Origin of the sequence: Sorangium sp. So ce394 (assembly GCF_051474665.1) — a bacterium.
Classification (GTDB): Bacteria; Myxococcota_A; Polyangia; order Polyangiales; family Polyangiaceae; genus Sorangium; species Sorangium cellulosum_D.
In genome coordinates this window covers 2,545,452-2,563,884 of the sequence record NZ_CP150339.1, presented here as the reverse complement: position 1 = coordinate 2,563,884, position 18,433 = coordinate 2,545,452, and the positions used below count along the sequence as shown (strand labels likewise).

Annotated in this window: 19 protein-coding genes; 10 read left to right on the top strand and 9 right to left on the bottom strand. The window is 72.3% G+C overall.

Features of this window, described 5'->3' with window-relative positions; genetic code table 11:
* Nucleotides 1-91 precede the first annotated feature (91 nt).
* Nucleotides 92-2,098, top strand: coding sequence for a MutS-related protein (locus WMF33_RS09550; RefSeq protein ID WP_437336859.1), 2,007 nt, complete (start codon nucleotides 92-94; stop codon nucleotides 2,096-2,098).
* A gap of 31 nt (nucleotides 2,099-2,129) precedes the next feature.
* Here the strand turns inward: WMF33_RS09550 and WMF33_RS09545 are convergent, their stop codons facing one another.
* Nucleotides 2,130-3,089 (bottom strand): alpha/beta fold hydrolase, encoded by a 960-nt coding sequence (locus WMF33_RS09545; RefSeq protein ID WP_437336858.1) that lies wholly within the window; start codon nucleotides 3,087-3,089, stop codon nucleotides 2,130-2,132.
* A 137-nt stretch (nucleotides 3,090-3,226) separates the two neighbouring features.
* Here WMF33_RS09545 and WMF33_RS09540 point away from each other — a divergent pair, with 137 nt between their 5' ends.
* From WMF33_RS09540 to WMF33_RS09510, 7 genes are all read left to right on the top strand, one after another.
* Nucleotides 3,227-3,718 (top strand): LEA type 2 family protein, encoded by a 492-nt coding sequence (locus WMF33_RS09540; protein ID WP_437336857.1) that lies wholly within the window; start codon nucleotides 3,227-3,229, stop codon nucleotides 3,716-3,718.
* A 356-nt stretch (nucleotides 3,719-4,074) separates the two neighbouring features.
* A complete protein-coding gene (locus tag WMF33_RS09535) occupies nucleotides 4,075-4,362 on the top strand; it encodes a hypothetical protein (protein WP_020733898.1) in 288 nt (95 codons plus the stop codon).
* Between the two features lie 19 nt (nucleotides 4,363-4,381).
* Nucleotides 4,382-5,263, top strand: a complete 882-nt coding sequence (locus WMF33_RS09530; protein ID WP_437336856.1) for a galactose mutarotase — start codon at nucleotides 4,382-4,384, stop codon at nucleotides 5,261-5,263.
* A gap of 213 nt (nucleotides 5,264-5,476) precedes the next feature.
* Complete coding sequence (locus WMF33_RS09525; protein WP_437336855.1) at nucleotides 5,477-6,529, top strand: polysaccharide lyase; 1,053 nt, start codon at nucleotides 5,477-5,479, stop codon at nucleotides 6,527-6,529.
* A 152-nt stretch (nucleotides 6,530-6,681) separates the two neighbouring features.
* Nucleotides 6,682-7,047 carry a DUF2089 domain-containing protein gene (locus WMF33_RS09520; RefSeq protein ID WP_061621987.1) on the top strand — a complete coding sequence of 122 codons (366 nt, stop codon included), beginning with the start codon at nucleotides 6,682-6,684 and terminating at the stop codon, nucleotides 7,045-7,047.
* The gene (locus tag WMF33_RS09515; RefSeq protein ID WP_437336854.1) at nucleotides 7,047-7,700 is read left to right on the top strand and encodes a YIP1 family protein; all 654 of its coding nucleotides are present in this window, start codon (nucleotides 7,047-7,049) and stop codon (nucleotides 7,698-7,700) included. Before WMF33_RS09520 ends, WMF33_RS09515 begins: the two co-directional genes overlap by 1 nt.
* A gap of 145 nt (nucleotides 7,701-7,845) precedes the next feature.
* Nucleotides 7,846-8,943 (top strand): alpha/beta hydrolase, encoded by a 1,098-nt coding sequence (locus WMF33_RS09510; protein WP_437336853.1) that lies wholly within the window; start codon nucleotides 7,846-7,848, stop codon nucleotides 8,941-8,943.
* A gap of 22 nt (nucleotides 8,944-8,965) precedes the next feature.
* Here WMF33_RS09510 and WMF33_RS09505 read toward each other — a convergent pair whose 3' ends face one another.
* Nucleotides 8,966-9,391, bottom strand: coding sequence for a VOC family protein (locus WMF33_RS09505; RefSeq protein WP_437336852.1), 426 nt, complete (start codon nucleotides 9,389-9,391; stop codon nucleotides 8,966-8,968).
* Nucleotides 9,392-9,470: 79 nt separating this feature from the next.
* On the opposite strand from WMF33_RS09505, the gene WMF33_RS09500 reads away from it, so the two are divergent.
* Nucleotides 9,471-10,634: a peptide-N-glycosidase F-related protein gene (locus WMF33_RS09500; protein WP_437336851.1), complete on the top strand. Its 1,164-nt coding sequence runs from the start codon at nucleotides 9,471-9,473 to the stop codon at nucleotides 10,632-10,634.
* A gap of 54 nt (nucleotides 10,635-10,688) precedes the next feature.
* Here the strand turns inward: WMF33_RS09500 and WMF33_RS09495 are convergent, their stop codons facing one another.
* Both WMF33_RS09495 and WMF33_RS09490 read right to left on the bottom strand, forming a co-directional pair.
* Nucleotides 10,689-11,084 (bottom strand): GFA family protein, encoded by a 396-nt coding sequence (locus WMF33_RS09495; protein WP_437336850.1) that lies wholly within the window; start codon nucleotides 11,082-11,084, stop codon nucleotides 10,689-10,691.
* Nucleotides 11,078-11,251 (bottom strand): hypothetical protein, encoded by a 174-nt coding sequence (locus WMF33_RS09490; RefSeq protein ID WP_437336849.1) that lies wholly within the window; start codon nucleotides 11,249-11,251, stop codon nucleotides 11,078-11,080. Before WMF33_RS09490 ends, WMF33_RS09495 begins: the two co-directional genes overlap by 7 nt.
* Nucleotides 11,252-12,068: 817 nt before the next feature.
* Between WMF33_RS09490 and WMF33_RS09485 the strand changes: the two genes are divergently transcribed.
* Nucleotides 12,069-13,094, top strand: coding sequence for a cellulose binding domain-containing protein (locus WMF33_RS09485; RefSeq protein ID WP_437336848.1), 1,026 nt, complete (start codon nucleotides 12,069-12,071; stop codon nucleotides 13,092-13,094).
* On the opposite strand, the gene WMF33_RS09480 is transcribed toward WMF33_RS09485, so the two are convergent.
* The 5 genes from WMF33_RS09480 to WMF33_RS09460 form a co-directional block, all read right to left on the bottom strand.
* Entirely contained in the window at nucleotides 13,057-13,278 is a 222-nt protein-coding gene (locus WMF33_RS09480) for a hypothetical protein (RefSeq protein ID WP_437336847.1), read from the bottom strand. The genes WMF33_RS09485 and WMF33_RS09480 overlap by 38 nt on opposite strands.
* Nucleotides 13,279-13,473: 195 nt before the next feature.
* Entirely contained in the window at nucleotides 13,474-14,616 is a 1,143-nt protein-coding gene (locus WMF33_RS09475; protein WP_437336846.1) for a cytochrome P450, read from the bottom strand.
* A 448-nt stretch (nucleotides 14,617-15,064) separates the two neighbouring features.
* Nucleotides 15,065-16,309, bottom strand: coding sequence for an MFS transporter (locus tag WMF33_RS09470; protein ID WP_437336845.1), 1,245 nt, complete (start codon nucleotides 16,307-16,309; stop codon nucleotides 15,065-15,067).
* Nucleotides 16,310-16,322: 13 nt separating this feature from the next.
* Nucleotides 16,323-17,450, bottom strand: coding sequence for a hypothetical protein (locus WMF33_RS09465; protein WP_437336844.1), 1,128 nt, complete (start codon nucleotides 17,448-17,450; stop codon nucleotides 16,323-16,325).
* An 8-nt stretch (nucleotides 17,451-17,458) separates the two neighbouring features.
* The gene (locus tag WMF33_RS09460; RefSeq protein ID WP_437336843.1) at nucleotides 17,459-18,346 is read right to left on the bottom strand and encodes a phytanoyl-CoA dioxygenase family protein; all 888 of its coding nucleotides are present in this window, start codon (nucleotides 18,344-18,346) and stop codon (nucleotides 17,459-17,461) included.
* Nucleotides 18,347-18,433 lie beyond the last annotated feature (87 nt).

Below are 18,433 nucleotides of genomic sequence, written 5' to 3'. Positions count from 1 at the left end.
CCAGGACGCTTCAAAGCTTTCGTGGCCTTCGCCCGAAGGGCCTCCGCTGCCGCTGGATGCACGGCCCGCGCTGGCCTATGAACAGCGCCCCGTGGAGCCGCCCCCCAACGCCGCCGCGCAGCCGCCCCCCGACGCCGTCGCGCAGCGCGTCCTGTCCGCCTACGACGATCGCCTGGCCGTCCTGCGCGCCGAGGCCGGCGCGCTCGAGCGTCGGTCGAGGACGTTCTCGCTCCTGCGCGGCGTCTCGTTCGTGGCCGCGGCCGTGGCCGGGGGGTACGCGCTCTTCGGCGACGTGCCGCGGTGGGTCGCGTACGCCGCCGGCGCGGTGACCGCGGTGTTCCTCGGGCTGCTCGTGGCGCACGCGCGCCTCGTCACCCGGATGACGGAGGTCGAGCAGCGCATCGGCCTCTACGTGCGCGGCAAGCGGCGCGTCGCCGGCGACTTCGCCGACTTCCCCGAGCGGGGCGAGCGCTTCGCCGCGCCCGACCACGACTACGCGGGCGATCTCGACGTGTTCGGGCAGGCGTCGCTGTTCCAGCTGCTCGACGTGGCCCAGACGGGCGAGGGCGAGGCCACGCTCGCGGCCTGGCTCACCGAGCCCGCCCCGGCGCCCGCCGTGGCGGCGCGGCAGGAGGCGGTGCGCGAGCTCGCCGGCCTCGGCGCGTTCCGGGAGGATCTCGCCGTGGTGGGCATGCAGGCGGGGGCGCGCGGCCGCGAGGCCGGGCCGCTCATCGCGTGGGCCGAGGCGCCCCCGGCGCTGCTCGGCGCCGAGGCGCGCGCCGGCGGCCTGCCGGCGAGCGCGCTCTTGACCGCGGCGAAGGTGCTCGTGCCGCTGACGCTCGCGCTGCTCGCCGCGCCGCAGGTCGTCCCGGCGGAGCAGCTCGGGCTGCTCCGTCACGCCTGGCTCCTGCCGTTCGGGGCCCAGCTGCTCGTGCTGCTCCTCCTGCGGCCCGCGATCGAGCCGATCCTCGCCGCCGCCTCGTCGCGCGAGGCGCCGTTCGCGCGGTACCGGCCGCTCCTCGCGCGCATCGAGCAGCAGGCGTTCTCGTCGGCGCTGCTGAGCGAGCTCAAGGCCGAGCTCGCCGGCCCCTCCGGCGCGCTCGCCTCGCGCGAGATGACGGCGCTCGAGACCCGGGTGGGCTACTCGGATCTGCGCCACAGCGGGCTCATCCACCTCATCGCCGATCTCTTCCTGCTCTGGGACGTGTGGTGCGCGCTCGCCCTGGAGCGGTGGAAGCTGCGCGCGGGCCGGCACGTGAAAGCGTGGATGCGGACGCTCGGGCACGTCGAGGCGCTCGCGAGCCTCGCGACGTTCGCGCACGAGAACCCCGACTACGCCTACCCCGAGGTGAGCGTCGGGGAGCCGCGCTTCGCGGCGACGGGGCTCGGCCACCCGCTCTTGCCGCGCGACCGCCGGGTGACGAACGACGTCTCGCTGGAGGGCGCGGGCGCCGCGCTGCTCGTGACGGGCTCGAACATGTCGGGCAAGAGCACGCTGCTGCGCGCCATCGGGGTGAACGCCGCGCTCGCCCTCGCGGGCGCGCCGGTGTGCGCGTCGTCGCTGTCGCTGTCGCCGGTCCGCGTCCGGACGAGCATGCGGATCAAGGACTCGCTCGAGCAGGGCGTCTCGCACTTCTACGCCGAGCTGACCCGCCTGAAGCGCGTCGTCGACGGCGTGGGCCGCGGCGAGCCGGTGCTGTTCCTGCTCGACGAGATCCTCCACGGCACGAACGCGCGGGAGCGCCAGATCGGGGCCAGGGCGGTGGTGAGGCACCTGGTCGAGCGGGGGGCCATCGGCGCGGTGTCGTCCCACGACATGGGGCTCTCCGTGCTGGAGCAGGAGACCTCGGGCCGCGTGCGCAACATGCACTTCGAGGAGCTCGTGGTCGATGACCGGATGACCTTCGACTACAAGCTGAAGGCCGGCGTCGTGACGAGCGCGAACGCGCTGCGGCTCATGAAGATCGTGGGGATCGACCTCGACTTCTCGGAGGGCGAGCGCGGGCCGGCGGCCGCGTCACCGCCGCCGCCCGCGTCACCGCCGCCGCCCGCGTCACCGCCGCCGCCCGCGTCGGAGCGAGCGGCGGCGCCGGAATGAGCGCGACGCGCCGTCCGGGCGGCTCACCCCGCTACGACGCGGCCTGACCCGTGCCCTGCTCGAGCGTCGCGGCGCGCTCCCCGGGGGCGCCTGACGCGGTCGGCGGCGGTGACGCGGCCGCCGGCGCTCCCGCGCCCCTCGAGATCACCTCCCGCGCGAACGCGGCGATCCGCTCGGCGAACCGGCGCGGATCGTCGACGTGCGGGCAGTGGCCGACGCCTTCGGGCTCCTCGATCTCCGCGTGCGGCGGGAGGTGCCGCCGGTAGTACTCGAGGTTGCCGCCCGGCATGAGGCGGTCCGAGCGGCCCCAGATGAGCAGGATCGGCATCGACAGGGACCGCAGCTGCTCGGGCGTGAACGCGTGCTCGCACCGGGCCGAGCTCGTGAAGGAGACGATGGTCTCGCGCGCGAACATCCGCACGATGTCGCCGGCGACCAGCGGGGCGAACCACGGGACGCGGTGGTAGAGCCGCGCGAAGAACGCGTGCGCGTCGGCCCGCGACCGCAGCTTGAAGGCGCCGAGCAGCGCCGCGAGCTCGGCCTGCTCCATGCACGCGCCGGCCGGCGACGCGAGCACCAGCGCGCGCACGCGGTCCGGCGAGCTCAGCGCGTAGCTCACCGCGACCGCGCCGCCGAGGGAGTTGCCGACGACGATGGCCGGCGCGTCGAGCTCGCGGTCGAGCAGCTCGTTCATGGCGGTGGTGAGGCACTCCGGCGTGAACGCCGACGCCGGCGCCGCGCTCCACCCGTGCCCCGGCGCCTCCGCGGCGACGACGCGGCGGGCGTGCCGCCGCAGCCGCTGGAGCACGGGCGCGTACGGGAGCGCCGACGAGCCGATGCCGTGGAGCAGGACCACGGTCGGGAGCGAGCCGGTGCCGGGCGCATCGTAGAGGTGCAGGCGGCAGACCGACGTGTCGACCCAGCGGCTCTGCACCCCGGAGCGGTTCAGCGCCTTCTTGGCGAGGCGCTCGGCGAGCGGGAGGATGCCCATCCGCCGGGCATAGCAGATCGCGAGGGTCTCCGCGCGGACGGAAGCGCGGGCCCGCGCGGCGGGGCTGCTCCGCCGTGCTCCGCCGCGCGGGCCCGATTTCCGTTGAGCGCCAACGAGATCCGCGCCACATCTCCGCCGTGCGCTCGCTGCTCCTCGCTGCCGCCCTCTCCCTGGTCGCGTGCTCGCGCCCCGAGCCGCCGACGCTCAAGCCCGAGGTCGCCGCGGTGACCGCCGTCACCGCTCAGGGCATCGATCTGCGGGTCCAGATCCAGGCGTACAACCCGAACAGCGTCGATCTCTCGACGCGCTCGCTGAAGGCGACCGTGCTGCTCGACGGCAAGATCGACGTCGGCACGGTCACCGTGCCCACGCCGCTCAAGCTGCGGTCGAAGCAGTGGACGCGGATCGACGCGCCGCTCTCGGTGAAATGGCAGGATCTCACCAGCATCGCCGCGCTCGCGGCGCAGGGTCGGGGTGTCCCGTACCAGGTGAACGGCACCGTCGCGATCGGCGGGGAGACGCTCAACGTGGACCTGCCGTTCCGCCTGGCGGGGACGCTCACGCAGGAGCAGCTCGTCACGGTGATCGGGAACTCGCTGCCGGGCCTGCCGCTCCCCGGCTTGCGCTAAGGGATGGCCGTCCCGCGTGCGCGGGCTTCAGGTGAGCGGTCCGAAGCGCTTCTCGTAAGCCGCGAGCGCCTGCGCTCGCTCCTCCGCCGCGCGGGCCTTCTCCTCCTCGGCGCGATTTTACCAGCTTCCCGGAAGGCTGCAGCCGGAGGCGGCTCGACGGCGGACGCGCTCGGCCTGCGTCGGCTTACGCTGGCGACGCGCCGTCGTGCGGAGAACGCCGCGCGCTCTGTTGTCTCGGGCTCGCAAAGCTTGCAGAATCGCCGCGGAGGAGGCGCCCGTGCCCGTCGACGAGTCCATCCGCTGCCCGTGCTCGCGGTCGCTCGGCGAGCGCTCGCTCGCCGCCGGGTAGCGGCCCCATGTCCGGCGGCCTGATCTTCCACGACGGCGGCGGCGGGCCCGTCGCGCGCTGCGGGCGCTGCGGCGCCGAGGCGGCGGGGCCGTGCGCGCGCTGCCGTGCGCCCGTGTGCGGCGACTGCTGCGTGCTCACCGAGGGCGGCGCGCGGGTCTGGGCGATCTGCCTCGCGTGCGAGGATCGCGGCGGCCGCTCGCTCCGCCGGGGCTGGGCGATGGTCCTCGGGTGGATCGCGCTGCCGATCGCGGCGCTCGCGCTGCTCGTCGGGTTGCTCGAGTGGCTGCGCAGGTGATGGAGAGAACGGAGGCGTCATGTTCAGCGTGAAGCAGATCGAAGGTGCGATCCCCGCGGTGGAGCTCGTCGACGGCGGCGCCTCGAGCCGCGCCGTGCTCGCCCCGGCCCGCGGCGGGATCCTGACCGAGCTGACCCTCGGCGGGCGCGAGCTGCTCTACCTCGATCGCGCCACCTTCGAGGATCGCAGCGCCAACGTGCGCGGCGGCAACCCCGTGCTCTTCCCTTCCCCGGGCAAGCTCGCCGGCGACGCCTGGTCGTCCTCGGGCGCGCAGGGCCAGATGCGGCAGCACGGCTTCGCTCGCGCCCTGCCCTGGTCGCTCGACGATCGCGGCGCCGCCGCGCCCGACGGCGCCCACGCGCGGCTCGCCCTGCGCTCGAGCGAGGCGACGCGCGCGCAGTACCCCTGGGACTTCCGCGCCGAGCTCACCTACACGCTGCGCGGCAGATCGCTCCGGATCGACATCCGCGTGACCAACGAGACCGGCGAGGGCGCGCCGCCGATGCCCTTCGGGTTCGGGTTCCACCCCTACTTCGCCGTCTCCCAGGCCGACAAGCCCCGGGCCTCGATCGAGACGCGGGCGACGCGCGCGTTCGACAACACCACGAAGCAGGAGGTGCCCTTCTCCGGCTTCGACCTGACCCGGCCCGAGGTCGACCTCCACCTGCTCGACCACGGCTCCACCGAGAGCACGCTCTCGATCGAGGGCCCCCGGGCCGCGCGCATCGCCGTCCGCGGCTCGCCCGAGTTCACCCACTGGGTCGTGTGGACCTTGCAAGGCAAGGACTTCGTGTGTCTCGAGCCCTGGACCTGCCCCGGCAACGCCCTCAACACCGGAGAGCGCCTGATCCACCTGCCGTCGCGAGAGACGCAGGCGCTGTGGATCGAAATCTCTGCCTGAGGCGCAGCGCGCGCGAGGCGGGCCCTCGTGACATGAGGGCTGAAGCGAGGTGCGCACGGGCCGTGTTCGATGCCTGCTTCGCGGTTGACGGCGGGCTGGAAACAGCATGGAATCCAGCCCATGACTTCCAGAACCCACCTTACCGCACATCGTAGCCTTTTTCTCCGCTGCCGAGCGCTGCTCGGGCGGCGGTCGCGATTCCTGCTTTCCGCCTTGCCCGCCGCCGCCCTTGTCGCGACCGTCGCGACGGGCGCCTCGGCGGCGCCGGTCTGGACCGGAGACTTCGAGACGGGCGACCTGTCCCAGTGGAATACCTCGCTCAACGGCGAGCACATCTCGGTGGTGACGTCGCCTGTCCTGCAGGGGACGCGGGCCGGGCAGATCCAGCTCACCAACGACGCCCGCTGGTCCAACGGCATCAAGCGGGTCGAGCTGAACCACAAGCCGGCCGCCGGGCGCACGGCCGAGGGCGCCCAGACGTATTTCGCCTGGAGCTTCTACCTCCCCGAGGCGCTCGCGGCGGACCCGCCGACGCAGATCGGATACTGGGAGTCCGACGGGAGCTACAATCAGATGATGTCCTTCGAGGTCGTGGGACAGAACATCAGCTTCGCCACCCGCAAGCCCGCGAACAAGGTGCACTGGCAGGCGAACGGCGCGGTGACGCCCGGCGTGTGGCACCGCATCGCGCTGCACATCAAGTGGTCGACGAACCCGAGCCAGGGCTCCGTGGACGTGTGGTTCGACGGCGAGCAGGTCGTCACCGCCGGCCAGGCGCAGACCCTCGCCGACGGCAACCCGCACTTCACGCAGCTCGGCCTGCTGCGCAACCCGTCCGAGTTCACGGACAGCCCCATCCTCATCCTCGATGACGCCGTGGAGGGGGACACCCTCGAGGACGTGCGTCCCGCGCTCCCCTCCTCCGGGGAAGGCGGCGCCGGGGGCGCGGGCGGCGGAGGTACCGGCGGGGGCGACAACACCGGCGGCGCGGGCGGCGCGGGCGGGGCGACGAGCGGCAGCGGGGGCGCGGGCGGCGGGACCACGACGAGCGGCTCGGTCACATCGACGTCCTCGGCCGCGACCTCCGGCGCCGGCACCACCGGCACCGGCGCGGGGACCGGCGGCGCGGACGAGGGCGCCGACGAGGAGGGCGACGAGGGCGGCTGCAGCTTCCGCGCCGCCGGCTCGCCCGCGGCCCCCACGACGCTGGCCCTCGCCGGGCTCGCCGTCGCGCTCGCGTTCGCGCGGCGGCGCGCGCGGCGCTGAGCCGTCGCGAACGGCGCCGCTCGGGCCCCGCGCGGGCGGCGCCGAGCGCATCGTGAGCTCGGCTGGGTCTCACAACAAAATTGATTCACGAATCAATTTTGTTAAACCAGATGTTGACGTCGTTGATCCACGGGACATATTAGCTTCGTCCTGTGGCAAAATTTGTCGTTCGATGCCCGAGCTGTGACGGCGAGCTGCGCGCGACGCGGCTCGGCTGCCAGGCGTGCGGAACCAACCTGGACGGCCAGTTCGAGATCCCGGCGCTGCTCCAGCTGTCGCCGGACGATCTCGCCTTCGTGACCGCCTTCGTGCGCTCGTCGGGGAGCCTGAAGGCGATGTCGCAGCTCCTTCAGATCAGCTACCCGACGGTGCGCAACCGGCTCGACGAGATCATCGGCCGGCTGGAAGCGCTGGAGCAGGGCGTTCAGAAGCGCCGGCACGAGATCCTGGATGCGCTCGAGCACGGGCGCCTCTCCGCGAAGGAGGCGGAGGAGGCGCTGAGAAAGGTGGGACTCTGATGAGGATCACGCCCGACGAGAGGGTGCGCGCGCTCGTGCGCGACCACGTGATCGAGCCCGCGGAAGGCGAGCGGCTCCTGGCGACGATGTCGCCGCGGCCTCCCCGGACCGGATGGCGGCTGGCGCTGGACCCGTTCGAGCGCTTCGGCGGCGAGGTCGCGGCCGTGGCAGGGCTCGCGGTCGCCGCGCTGAGCGTCGCCATCACGCGCCTCGGCGTCCGCTTCGACGGCTTCCTCGACCTGCACATGGCGCCGGAGGTCGTCCCGACCACGACCGCGCTCCTCGAGCAGGTCGTCGTGTGGCCCCTGCCCGCCCTGCTCTTCTGGGCGTACGCGCGGCTCCTGCGGTGCCGCGTGCGGTTCGTCGATTTCCTCGGCGTGACCGGGCTCTCGCGCGCGCCGCTCGCGCTCGCGGCGGTCGTGCTCGGCCTGCTCGCCCCTGCGCCGCCAGCGGCGGGCGGGCCGGCGCTCACGCCCGCGGTGGCCGCCTTTGCCGTCCTGGCCGCGCTGTGCCTCGCGTGGTTCCTGACGCTGCTGACCCAGGGCTTCAAGAACGCCTCCGGCCTGCGGGGCGCTCCGCTGATCGCAGGGCTCATCGCCCTCGTGCTCGTCTCGGAGATCGTCTCGAAGGTCGCGCTCGCGCACCTCGGCTGACTCCATCCGGTCCGCGGCGCGCCGCCCGGTTCACGCGGCGCGCGCTCGACGACGCTCGCTCTGCCGCGAGGGCGCACCGGTGCGCCCGGGCGGCGTCGGCTTTCTCCTGCTGCTGGCATCTCCCCTGCTTCTTCGGAGGATCGTCATGTCATTGCGTTCGAATCACCTGGTCCCGGCGCGCCGCGCCGCGTTCGCTCTCTCGTGTGCGGTCGCGCTCGCGGGGTCGCCCTTCGGCGTGGGCTGCGGCGCCGCAGAGGGCGAGTCGTCCGCCGGCGGCGACGGCGCCCTCCCGGACGAGACGGAGCCGCCCCCGGGGCAGGACACGCCGAACCCGCCGGCGTGTCCGGAGGCGACCAGCGCCGATCTCACCGTCGAGAACGCCTACGGCGCGCTGGCGGGCACGCTCGAGGTGCCGGCCGGGTGCGGGCCGTTCCCCTCGGTGGTGATCCTCCCCGGCTCCGGGCCGACCGATCGGGACGGCAACCAGGCCGCCGCGGGCGTCGCTGCGGACACGTACCGGCTCCTCGCGGAGGGCCTCCGGGACCGGGGAATCGCGTCGATCCGCTACGACAAGGCCGGCATCGGCGGGAGCGCCTCCGCGGCGCCCCGCAGCGAGCAGGAGCTGCGCTTCGAGATGGGCGCCGACGACGCGGTCCTGTGGGTGAAGGCGCTCCGCGACGACGGGCGGTTCGCGACGGTCACGGTGGTCGGCCACAGCGAGGGCTCGCTGCTCGGCATGCTGGCCGCCCAGGCGATCGAGGTCGACGGCTACGTCTCGATCGCCGGCGCGGGCCGGCCCATCGGCGAGGTGCTGCGCGACCAGCTCGCCGGCCTGCCGGACGAGGATCGCGCGAAGGCGTACGAGATCCTGGGCCGGCTCGAGGCGGGCGAGCTCGTGGAGGATGTCCCGCAAACGGAGCTGTTCCTGGGCCTGTTTCGCCCGAGCGTGCAGCCGTACATCATCTCGTGGATGAAGCACGATCCCGCGGTCGAGCTCGCGGCCGTGAAGGCGCCGGTCCTCCTGCTGCACGGGACGGCCGATATCCAGGTGGGGGTGCAGGAAGCCGAGCGGCTCGCCGGCGCGCGGCCGGACGCAAAGCTCGTCCTCGTCGAGGGGATGAGCCACACGCTCAAGGAGGCGACGCTCTCGAGCGCGTCGCAGCGAGCGGCGTACACCGATCCGAGCCTGCCTGTGGTGCCGCGCGTGCTCGACGAGATCGGGGCGCTCCTCCGCGCGGAGTGACGCCGCGCGCCCGGTCGCTCGGCTATGCGTAATAACGCGCTTCGAGCATGTTTCCGTCCGGATCCTGGAAGTAGAACCAGTGCACGGAGGCGCCGCGCGCGCCGAACGACGGGTCGTTCGCCGTGTGCATCGCCACGCGCGCCGCGCTGAGCCGGGCGGCCAGGGCGTCGAACTCGTCGCGATCCATCGCAAAGCAGACGTGGTTGATGGGCCCGCCGGCAGCGGACGGCCTCGTCTCGCCGGTGGCCTTCCGGACGAACTCGGTGATGGAGACGGGCATCAGGTCGAGGATCGACGTCTCGGAGAGGCGGACGCTCGGAAACGGCGCCTGCCCCGCCCGGAACTCCTCGGCGCGGACGCTGGTGAGGCCGACCACCCGGGTATAAAACTCGAGCGCGCGGAGCGGGTCCTCGACCCACAGGACGACGTGATCGACGTGGAGTGCCATGAGGAGGAGAAGGCTACCGCGGCGGGCCCCGCCCGGGCTACCGTGGGCTCTCGCCATCAGGCATGACCCGGAGGATCTCATGTCGGGTTCACGTTGCACGCGACGCGCCCTCGCCGGGGCGCTCGGTTTCGCCCTCGTCCTGGGGGGCTCCGGCTGCAGCGGCGACGCGGCGCGCGCGCCCGGGCAAGCGCAGCCCGGCGCCGGCGGGGCCGGCGGCCAGGGCGGCGAGGAGCAGGAGCCCTCTCCCGCGCCGGCCTACACGATCGCGGCGTTCGAGGAGGTCCGGATCACGAGCGACGCCAGTCAGCCGAACTTCCAGCAGGCGAACGCGGACATCGATCTGCGCGACGGGCCGTTCGCGAGCGTGAGGCTCGTCGTGGAGCTGGAGAGCACGTGTTATCCCTTCGAGACGTGGGAGGACAATCCTCCCCCGGAGGGGCAGAGCTGGCCCGCGGACTGCGACGCGTTCGACCGGAACTTCGAGCTCTCCCTGGACGATCCCGTCGATCCTGCGGCGGATCCGCCGGGCATCGAGCTCGTCCGCGCGATCACGCCGTTCGGGGGGCCGCTGCGCCTGGACGTGGACATCACGGACGTGGCGAACGGGCTCCCCGCGGGCCAGCACCGGCTGAGGGTGGTGATCCCGACATGGTCCGACGGGAGCGGTCAGGTGAGCGGCTCGAACGGCGGGTGGAACGTGAGCGCCGTGATCGAGGCGGTGCCCGGGCCGGCGCCGAGGAAGGTGCTGGCGGTGGTCCCGCTGTTCAACGGGTCGCAGACGACCGCGGACGGGCCGGGGCCGCTCGCCGTGGAGGTGCCGGAAGGGACGGTGAGCTCGCGCGTGGAGTACCGGATCACCGGCCACGGCGGCGGCGAGTCCGGGTCGGGGTGCATCGGACCGGCCGAGGAGTTCTGCCGGCGGATACACACCCTCTTCGTGGACGGGAGCGAGCTTGCCCGCATCAGGCCGTGGCGGACCGACTGCGCGGCGCTCTGCACGATCGCGCACCACGGGCCGGAGGACGGCGGGTTCGATTACTGCCTGGAGAACCCGTGCGGAGCGATCGAGAGCGTTCGGGCGCCGCGGGCGAACTGGTGCCCAGGGAGCGAGTCGCCGCCGTTCACGTGGGACGCGGACGCGCTGCGGGTGCCCGGGCGGCACACGCTGGCGTGGGAGATCTCGACGATCGCGGAGGGCGGCTCGTGGAGGGTCTCGGCGACGTACTTCGCGTTCGGCGAGTAGCGGCGCCGCGAGCGGCCGCGCGCGTCGCGCCGGCCTCTCGCGCGCTCCGCCGCGCTACGGCGGCAGCTCCTCGAACTGGGGGAGGCCGTCGGTGATCGGATGCCACGCCGCCTTCGAGCCGACGTAGATGTGATGATCCGGCCGTCGCTCCGGCGCCTCGGAGAGCGCGCCGAGCTGCACGTGAGCGAACGTGTTCCCGCGGACCGTGTCGTACAGCGGCGAGAAGCATCGATCGCACAGGCCGCGGTACCCCTCCTCGGACTCGTCGACCTTCAAGAGGTGCTCGCGACCCGCGGAGATCTTGACCTTGTCGAGCGGGATCCCGCCGACGGCGGAGCAGGCGGCGCCGGTGCGCCGCCGGCACCTCGAGCAATGACAGTAGAAGGCGTAATCGAACGCATCGTCGACCTCGAAGCGCACGAGGCCGCAATAGCAGCTGCCCGTCAGCATGACTCCTCCACCTCTCTCGATCGCCGCCCGAAGGCCGAGAGCCGGCCGGCCCCGACCAGCCAGGTCCGCGGGTGATGCGGCAGCCCGTCGCGCGGCCGCCGCGCGGCCGCGGCGACGAAGGCGTCCTGCAGCGCCTCGTCGCTCGACGAGCTCAGCGCTTCAGGCACCAAATGTACGAGACCTACGTACTTCATGAGACCTCCGGCCCTGGCAGTCTTGGTGGATCGTGGGTCATCCAGTCCATGGTTGTCCGGCGCGCCCTCCGATCGACTCCGATCGCACGAGCGCTGTTCTTTTGCTGTACCACGGGTCGCCTCGGGCAGGCGCCCGCGACTGGCGGCCTCTGCGGTCGACCGCGGCCCGACCGTCCGCGCCGCGTACGCCGTCGCGCCGGGCGGCTCCCGCATCCGCGGTTCGGCCCGGCGATCGCGGTGCGCGGGCGGCTTCTGGGGAGCCCGGCACAGGGCGGGTATCGGCGGAGAGAGCGCGCCGGCGCGATGCTTGCAAATGCAAAAGAGCGTGCCTGACCGGAGCTCGGCACAGGGCGGGTATCGGCCGCGGGCGATCCGGCGCGATGCTTGCAATTGCAAAGGAACGTGCCTGAACCGTTCCGATATCAATTGATGTTTGAACCCCATCAAAGGCAGAGATTCTTTGTGCGTGATGCGCGCGGACGACTACAATGCCGTCGCGACCGGGGATAAACCGGCGAGCACATCCGTGATCAAGAGATCGCTGACAGGGAATCACGAACTCAAACCAGGAAACGGCGGAGCTCGCGGGGCGTCTTTGATTCACTTATTCATCTTGAGCAGAACCCCGTGAATTTGCCGATCTGACATGGAGAACTTAATGCGTATGAATCGCTTACTTGGCTACATCTCCGCTTCGCTTGCATGCAGCCTGCTTGCCTGTAGCGCTGGTTCGCAGAGCGATGAGAACAGCGGCGCGTTGGGCTCCGCGCTCGTGAGCCCGGATGGCACGATGACGGCGGAGATCACCGTGCCGTCGGACTGGAAGAGCGGGTACTGCGCGAGCGTGACGATCAAGAACACGGGCAGCAGCGCGGCGACCTCCTGGGGGATGGTCATCGGGCTCAACGGCTCGACGTTGAACCACGCGTGGAACACGCGCATCACGCCGTCGGACGGGCAGCTGAGGGCCGTCAACGAGTCGTACAACGGGAGGCTGGACCCGGGCGCCTCGACCATGTGGGGGTTCTGCGGGACCGGCACCGGCAGGCCCACGCTCGTCTCGGTCGACGGCACCGGAGGCCCGGACGTCACCACGAGCACGTCCGTGAGCAGCAGCGTTGGGTCGGGCGGCGCCACAGGGGTCGGCGGCAGCGGCGGCGAGGGCGGCGAGGGCGGCGGCACGACCACCGTGGGCGCCGGCGGCGAGGGCGGCGGCACGACCACGGCGACCACGACGGGCGCCGGCGGCGACGGCGGCGCTGGCGGCGGCACGACCACCGCGACCACGACGGGCACCGGCGGCGAGGGCGGCGGCACGACCACCACGACCACCGCGGGCACCGGCGGCGGCGGCGAGGGCGGCGCTGGCGGCGGCACGACCACCACGACCACGACGGGCACCGGCGGCGACGGCGGCGCTGGCGGCGGCTCCACCACCGCGGGCACCGGCGGCGCACCGCCGCTGGATCCGGCGTGCGGCCCGGATACCGCGACCTTCGCCGATGTGGCGCCCATCCTGGTGAAGAGCTGCGCCAACCAGTTCTGTCACGGCAACCCCACCTCGCCGGCCGGCCGGCTCGACCTCCGCGAGAGCACGGCGGTCGGCGCGCTGGTCAATCAGGACGCCGGCTCGTGCTCCAGCGAGAAGGCGCTCGTCGTGCCGTTCATGCCGAGCAGCAGCTACCTGATGAACAAGCTGAAGGACGTCGGCCTGTGCGACCCTGACGAGAGCAGCATGCCCCCGGGCTCGTCGCTGCCCGAGGCCGAGCTCAAGACGATCAACGACTGGATCTGCGCGGGCGCCCCCGACCGCTGAGCTCTGCGCGCACCGGGCTCAACCCGGGTCGGCGCGTCGCCTTCTTCCTGTGGGCGAGATCGATCGCAGCATCGAGCGACGAACGCAGCTCCTTGCTGTCAGCGAACCCCTTCCACTCGACCAGCACCGCCTGGATGTCGGCCTCCCAGGAGACGGTGACCCATCGCTCGTCCACGTGGATCAAGAGCTCCTCCTATCGGACCACTCTAACCGAATCAGGCGCCCACATCGCCGACTTCAACGCCCCCCATCTCGCCCCATCGCCGCTCGGCCGGCCCGCCGCTCCCACCGCCGTGCCCCGATGCCCGCGGCGCGAGCGACGCTGGTTCCACAGCAGCGCCGTCGCCCGTCATCGTCCTACCCGCGCCGCCCGCCGGCTCTAGCTCACCTGCTGGCCCGTCCGCCGGGCGGGGATGAACCGGAGCGGCAACGCGATCGGGCCGCGGACCGTCAGCGTGCGGTTGTAGCGGAGCTCGTGCGGAACGCGCTCGACCCGCTCGAAGCGCGCCATCACCGCCTCCAGCGCCACCCGCGCCTCCATGCGGGCCAGCGCCGCGCCGATGCAGAAGTGGACGCCGTGCCCGAAATGCAGACCTCCCTGCGAGCCACGGTGCAGGTCGAACCGATCCGGATCCTTGAACCGCGCCTCGTCCCGGTTGGCCGACGCCATGATCGGGAGCACCAGCGCGCCGCGCGGCACGGTCACCCCGGAGAGCACGACGTCCGCGGTGGCGATCCGGGGGAGCGTCTGGACCGGGCCATCGTAGCGGAGCATCTCCTCGACGAAGAGCGAGATCAGGCCGGGCTCGGCGTGCAGCCGCTCCATCATGTCCGGGTGGTCCGCGAGGAACAGCAGCGAATTGCTGAGGAGATGCGTCGTGGTCTCCAGCCCGCCGATCAGGAGGGTGACCAGGAACTCGACGATCTCGGCGTCCGTCAACCGCTGCCCGTCGAGCTCGGCGCGGACGAGATCGCTCACCGTGTCGTCGACCGGCGCGCGGCGCCGCTTCGCGATGACCTCCATCAGGTACCCGGTCAGCTCCGCGAGGGTCGTCTTCACGCGCTGGGCGTCCTCGGGGCTCGGGAGCTCGGGCGTGATCGACACGATGTCGTCGGCCCAGCGCTTGAACTTGGCGTGGAGCGCGTGATCGAGGCCGAGGATCTCGCCGATGGCAAAGGCCGGCAGCGGGTGCGCGAAGGCCTCGACGAAATCGGCCTCCTCCACGAGCCGGTTCGTGAGCTCCGTCGCGACGGCGCGGAGGCGCGGCTCGAGCCGCGCCACGGTGGCAGCCCCGAACGCGCGGTGGATCAAGCCGCGCAGCCGCGTGTGCGCCGGCGGGTCCATGGCGAGCATCGAGTTGGCGAACGGGTTGTAGCCAACCCAGGGAGGCTGCCACGCCACCTTGAAGCCCTCGGAGGAGAAGAGCCCCGGGTTCTTCATCACGAAGAGCACGTCCTCGTACCGGGTCACCGCCCACATGCCGCCGGGATCGACCTGGCAAACCGGGCTGGTTCGCCGCATCTCGGCATAATAGGGGTGCGGATTCGCACGTAGACCTGGCGCCAACACATCAATCAGAGAACTCATCGCGGCTGCCTCCGGTTCGCCGGTCCAGCGAGGCACGCCCTGGGCTGCCAGCGGGTCGATGGTCGTCCCCCACAGCGACCGAGCGCGTGATCCACAGCACTACGGCACACCACACGTTTGCCATGAAATACGTCTTGTGCGCAATAGCTCATTCGCGTGTGCGCAGCCGACGAGGCGGCGGGGGCCTGCGAGCTCCCCATCGCGGCAGCATGACGAGAGACGATGTATGTCGTTGTGAGGAAGTCCGGCGCCGCTCGTGGTTCGGTCGGCGCGGGTGAGCTCGGCGCATCGCCCGGGCGCAGCAGCGTCGACCCAGGTTGCCGGCGGCGGGCGGCGACCCGACCCGGCCTCGCTCCCGGAGCGGTGTCCCCCGCGGTCGCGGCTACACCCGCGCCGTCTCCTCGAGCTCCTTGCCGCGCGTCTCGGGCAGGAGCCGCAGGATCAGCGCCAGGGCGATCACCGGGAAGATCGCCGTCGCGGACACCGCAGGTCCCCAGCCCATCCGCTCTGCGGCGACGCCCACGCCGACCGGAGAGAGGATGTAGCCGATCCGGCCGAGCAGGTTGTTGGACCAGGCGAGCGCGTCGCCCCGGAGGTGCGTCGGGAAGAGCTCGGCGTTGTACGCGTTGAGCACGGGCAGCACGCCGCTCGCGCCGAAGATGGCGAAGACCAGCGCGACCGTGAGCCCGGCGCGCGAGCCCAGGGAGTAGGCGCCGAGCACGCCGACCGCCGCCAGCAGATAGATGATCACCGCGCCCGCGCGGCGGCCCATCACGTCGAGCAGCTTGCCCGAGACGAAGATGAGCGGCATCGACACCAGCGCGGCGAAGGTGATGCTGGCGCCCACCTCGGCGTCGGTGAACCCGCGCTCCCGGAGCGCGAACGTCTTCCAGAACGTCACCGCGTTCTGCGTGCAAACGTACGTCAGGCCCCAGATGAGCGCGAGCTGCAGCATCCGCCCGCGGTACGGCGAGCGCCAGATGCGCATGAACGGCTGCGCGCCCTCCGCCTCCCGCGCGGCGGCCGCCTGCTCGAACCGCGCCGTCTCGCGCAGCCCGCGCCGGGCCACCGCCATGACGAGGAGCGGGATCCCGCCCACGAAATACACGCTGCGCCAGCCGTACGAGGTCGAGAGGAGCAGCGGCACCACCCCGGCGCACACGATGGAGCCCAGGCTCGAGAACGCCTGGATGACGCCGATCACCATCCCGCGCCGGTCGCTCGGGTACTCCTCGGCCGCGTACACCATGCTGACCGCCCACTCGCCGAGGAGGAAGATGCGCGCGAGGAGCTGGAAGACGGCGAAGACATAGACGTTCGGCGCAAACCCCGTGAGCACGGAGAAGAGCGTGTAGCCCAGGATCGTGATCGTGAGCACCCGCCGCCGGCCCCACTCGTCCGCCTTGCGCACGAGCAGGTACGCGATCATCGTCCCCGCGTTGATGAACCCGACGAGCAGACCCTCGTGGCGGGCCGCGAGGCCCATCTCCGCGCCGATGTTCGGCAAGATCTGCGTGAGCGCCAGGTAGTCGTAGCCCTCGAAGAACGAGGCCACGCTGAGGAACCAGAACAGCCGCCGCTGGTAGGGCGTGAACGGCGTCTTCCGTTGCGGGGCAGCTGTCGTCATATCACCTCTTCCCTCAGAGCGGGCCCTCGTAGACGCGGTAGCGCCGGTAGACGGAGCACCCGGCCGACTCCACGATGTGCCGCATCGGCGCGTTGTCCTCGTGGATCAACGAGGCCTCGAGCCGGTCGTACCCGGCCGCCCGCAGGCCGTCCACCACGTGCTGCACGAGGAGCGCGTACAGGCCCGTCGACCGGAACGCCGGCACCACGCCGATCAGCTTGAAGCTCGCCGTGCGGACGCGGCGGAGCGCCCAGGCGGCGCGCGCCCACCCGAGCGGCAGGAGCCGCCCGCGCGCCGCCGCGAGCGCCTCGTTCAGGTCGGGGAGGCACACCGCGAACGCCGCGGGCTCGCCGCGCACGGTCGCGATCTGCAAGAGGCGCGGGTTCGAGAGCAGCGCGAACGCGCGCCCCAGGTTCACGAACTCGGCGCGCGACATGGGGACGACCTCCGGCACGCCGCGGTACGCCTCGGTGAAGGCCGCGTGGACGATCTCCATGTCGCGCGAGATGCGATGGACCGCCGCGCGGCGCACCTCGAGGCCAGGGATGCTCACCGCCGCGGCCTTCCGGCGCAGCGCCCCGGGGAGCTCCCGGCTGCGCCCAGCGGCGTCGAAGAGCGCGGTGTCGTAGGCGAGCATGTCGTAGCGCTTCGAGAACCCCTCGGCCTCGACGAGCTCGCGGTAATACGGCGGGTGATGGCCGGCGAGCATCGGCGGCCGGGAGCCGTATCCTTCGATGAGCAGCCCGATGTCCTCCACCCGCGTCACGTTGCGCGGGCCCCGCAGCGACGTCGCGCCGAGCGCCCGCGCGCGCTCGCTCACCGCGCCGAAGAGCGCCCGCGCCGCCTCGGGATCGCGCTCGCACTCGAAGAAGCCGAAGAACGCCGTGCGCTCGCCGCTGTGGCGGTCGTGGCGCCCGTCGACGAGGAGCGAGATGCTCCCGACCGTCTCGCGCCCGCGCCGCGCCCGGAACAGGCGGAGGCTCGCCTCGCGGAAGAAGGGGTTCTTCGGGTCGAGCCGCCGGAGGACGAGCGGGCGGAAGGGCGGCACGTAGCCCGGATCGGCCGCGTGGAGGCGCAGCGGCAGATCGAGGATGTCGGCGAGATCCGCGGCGCTCTTCGCCTCCTCGATCGCGATCGACATCGAGGCGCTCAGTACCCCGCGAGCCGCTTCAACCGGAAATACAGCGGCGTGGGGCTGTTCTCGTGCTTCTCCTTGAGCGGGCCGCACATGAGCGGCAGGTACATCACGCGCCGCTGGCTCGCGTCGCCCGTGGCCGTGGCCTGCGCGACGCGGTGCCAGATCCGGCCGTCGTGGATCGTGAGGTCTCCCGCCTCCGCCTCGAGCGCGTACTCGTCCGGGTCGGGCCTGTGGTCGAGGAAATACGCCTTGCGGGTGATCATCTCGAAGAGGCCCTGGCGGTGCGACGAGGGGATCAGCCGCACGCCGCCCTTCGAGAGGGGGGAGTCGTCGAGATAGAAGCCGACGTTGAGGTAGCGGCGCGGCCGCTCGAGATAGAACACGTCGCGCAGGCTGTCGGTGTGCCAGCCGAGGCGCTGGTACGTCGAGCCCTCCTCGCGGCGATAATGGTTGATCACGAGCCCGTCGCGCTCCCGCTCGGCGATCCGATAGCCGGGCCCGGCCACATCGAGGATGGCGCCGAAGCGAGGATCGCGCAGGAACGCGCGCAGGCGCTCGCCGAAGAGGGACGCGAACACCATGCGCTGGATGTAGCGCGACCCGTCCTTCCTCGTGCCGAGGATGAGCGGGACGCCGTTGATGTGCGTCCTCCCCTCCCCGACGAGCCGGCGATCGATGGCCTCCACCTCCTCGATGAGCGAGCGCACCGCGTCGCGGCCGGCGAAGCCCCGGAAGCGGATGAAACCGTGGGTGTCGAGGAAGCCTCGCTGCTCGGCCGTGAGTGCGCCGCCGAGCGTAAAGTCCGGGAGCCGGACTCGGCCGTTCGCCGGAGGGAGCCCGGCGGCGGGCTGCGGCTCGCGCGGGGCGGCGGCGGGCTGCGGGGCGCGCGCGGTGTTCATGGGGCGTCTCCTTCCCCGTCACTAGCGCAGCCGGGCCGCGGCGGGAACAGCCGTCCAACGCCGACGCGGAATCTGCGCCTCGGCGCA

Bases quoted from the DNA above. Each gene is read 5' to 3' on its own strand.
- WMF33_RS09535 (WP_020733898.1), top strand. From the start codon at position 4,075: ATGTCCGGCGGCCTGATCTTCCACGACGGCGGCGGCGGGCCCGTCGCG.
- WMF33_RS09460 (WP_437336843.1), bottom strand. From the start codon at position 18,346: ATGAACACCGCGCGCGCCCCGCAGCCCGCCGCCGCCCCGCGCGAGCCG.
- WMF33_RS09545 (WP_437336858.1), bottom strand. From the start codon at position 3,089: ATGGGCATCCTCCCGCTCGCCGAGCGCCTCGCCAAGAAGGCGCTGAAC.
- WMF33_RS09470 (WP_437336845.1), bottom strand. From the start codon at position 16,309: ATGACGACAGCTGCCCCGCAACGGAAGACGCCGTTCACGCCCTACCAG.
- WMF33_RS09515 (WP_437336854.1), top strand. From the start codon at position 7,047: ATGAGGATCACGCCCGACGAGAGGGTGCGCGCGCTCGTGCGCGACCAC.
- WMF33_RS09510 (WP_437336853.1), top strand. From the start codon at position 7,846: ATGTCATTGCGTTCGAATCACCTGGTCCCGGCGCGCCGCGCCGCGTTC.
- WMF33_RS09485 (WP_437336848.1), top strand. From the start codon at position 12,069: ATGACGGCGGAGATCACCGTGCCGTCGGACTGGAAGAGCGGGTACTGC.
- WMF33_RS09475 (WP_437336846.1), bottom strand. From the start codon at position 14,616: ATGCGGCGAACCAGCCCGGTTTGCCAGGTCGATCCCGGCGGCATGTGG.
- WMF33_RS09465 (WP_437336844.1), bottom strand. From the start codon at position 17,450: ATGTCGATCGCGATCGAGGAGGCGAAGAGCGCCGCGGATCTCGCCGAC.
- WMF33_RS09500 (WP_437336851.1), top strand. From the start codon at position 9,471: ATGTCGGGTTCACGTTGCACGCGACGCGCCCTCGCCGGGGCGCTCGGT.
- WMF33_RS09495 (WP_437336850.1), bottom strand. From the start codon at position 11,084: ATGCTGACGGGCAGCTGCTATTGCGGCCTCGTGCGCTTCGAGGTCGAC.
- WMF33_RS09505 (WP_437336852.1), bottom strand. From the start codon at position 9,391: ATGGCACTCCACGTCGATCACGTCGTCCTGTGGGTCGAGGACCCGCTC.
- WMF33_RS09530 (WP_437336856.1), top strand. From the start codon at position 4,382: ATGTTCAGCGTGAAGCAGATCGAAGGTGCGATCCCCGCGGTGGAGCTC.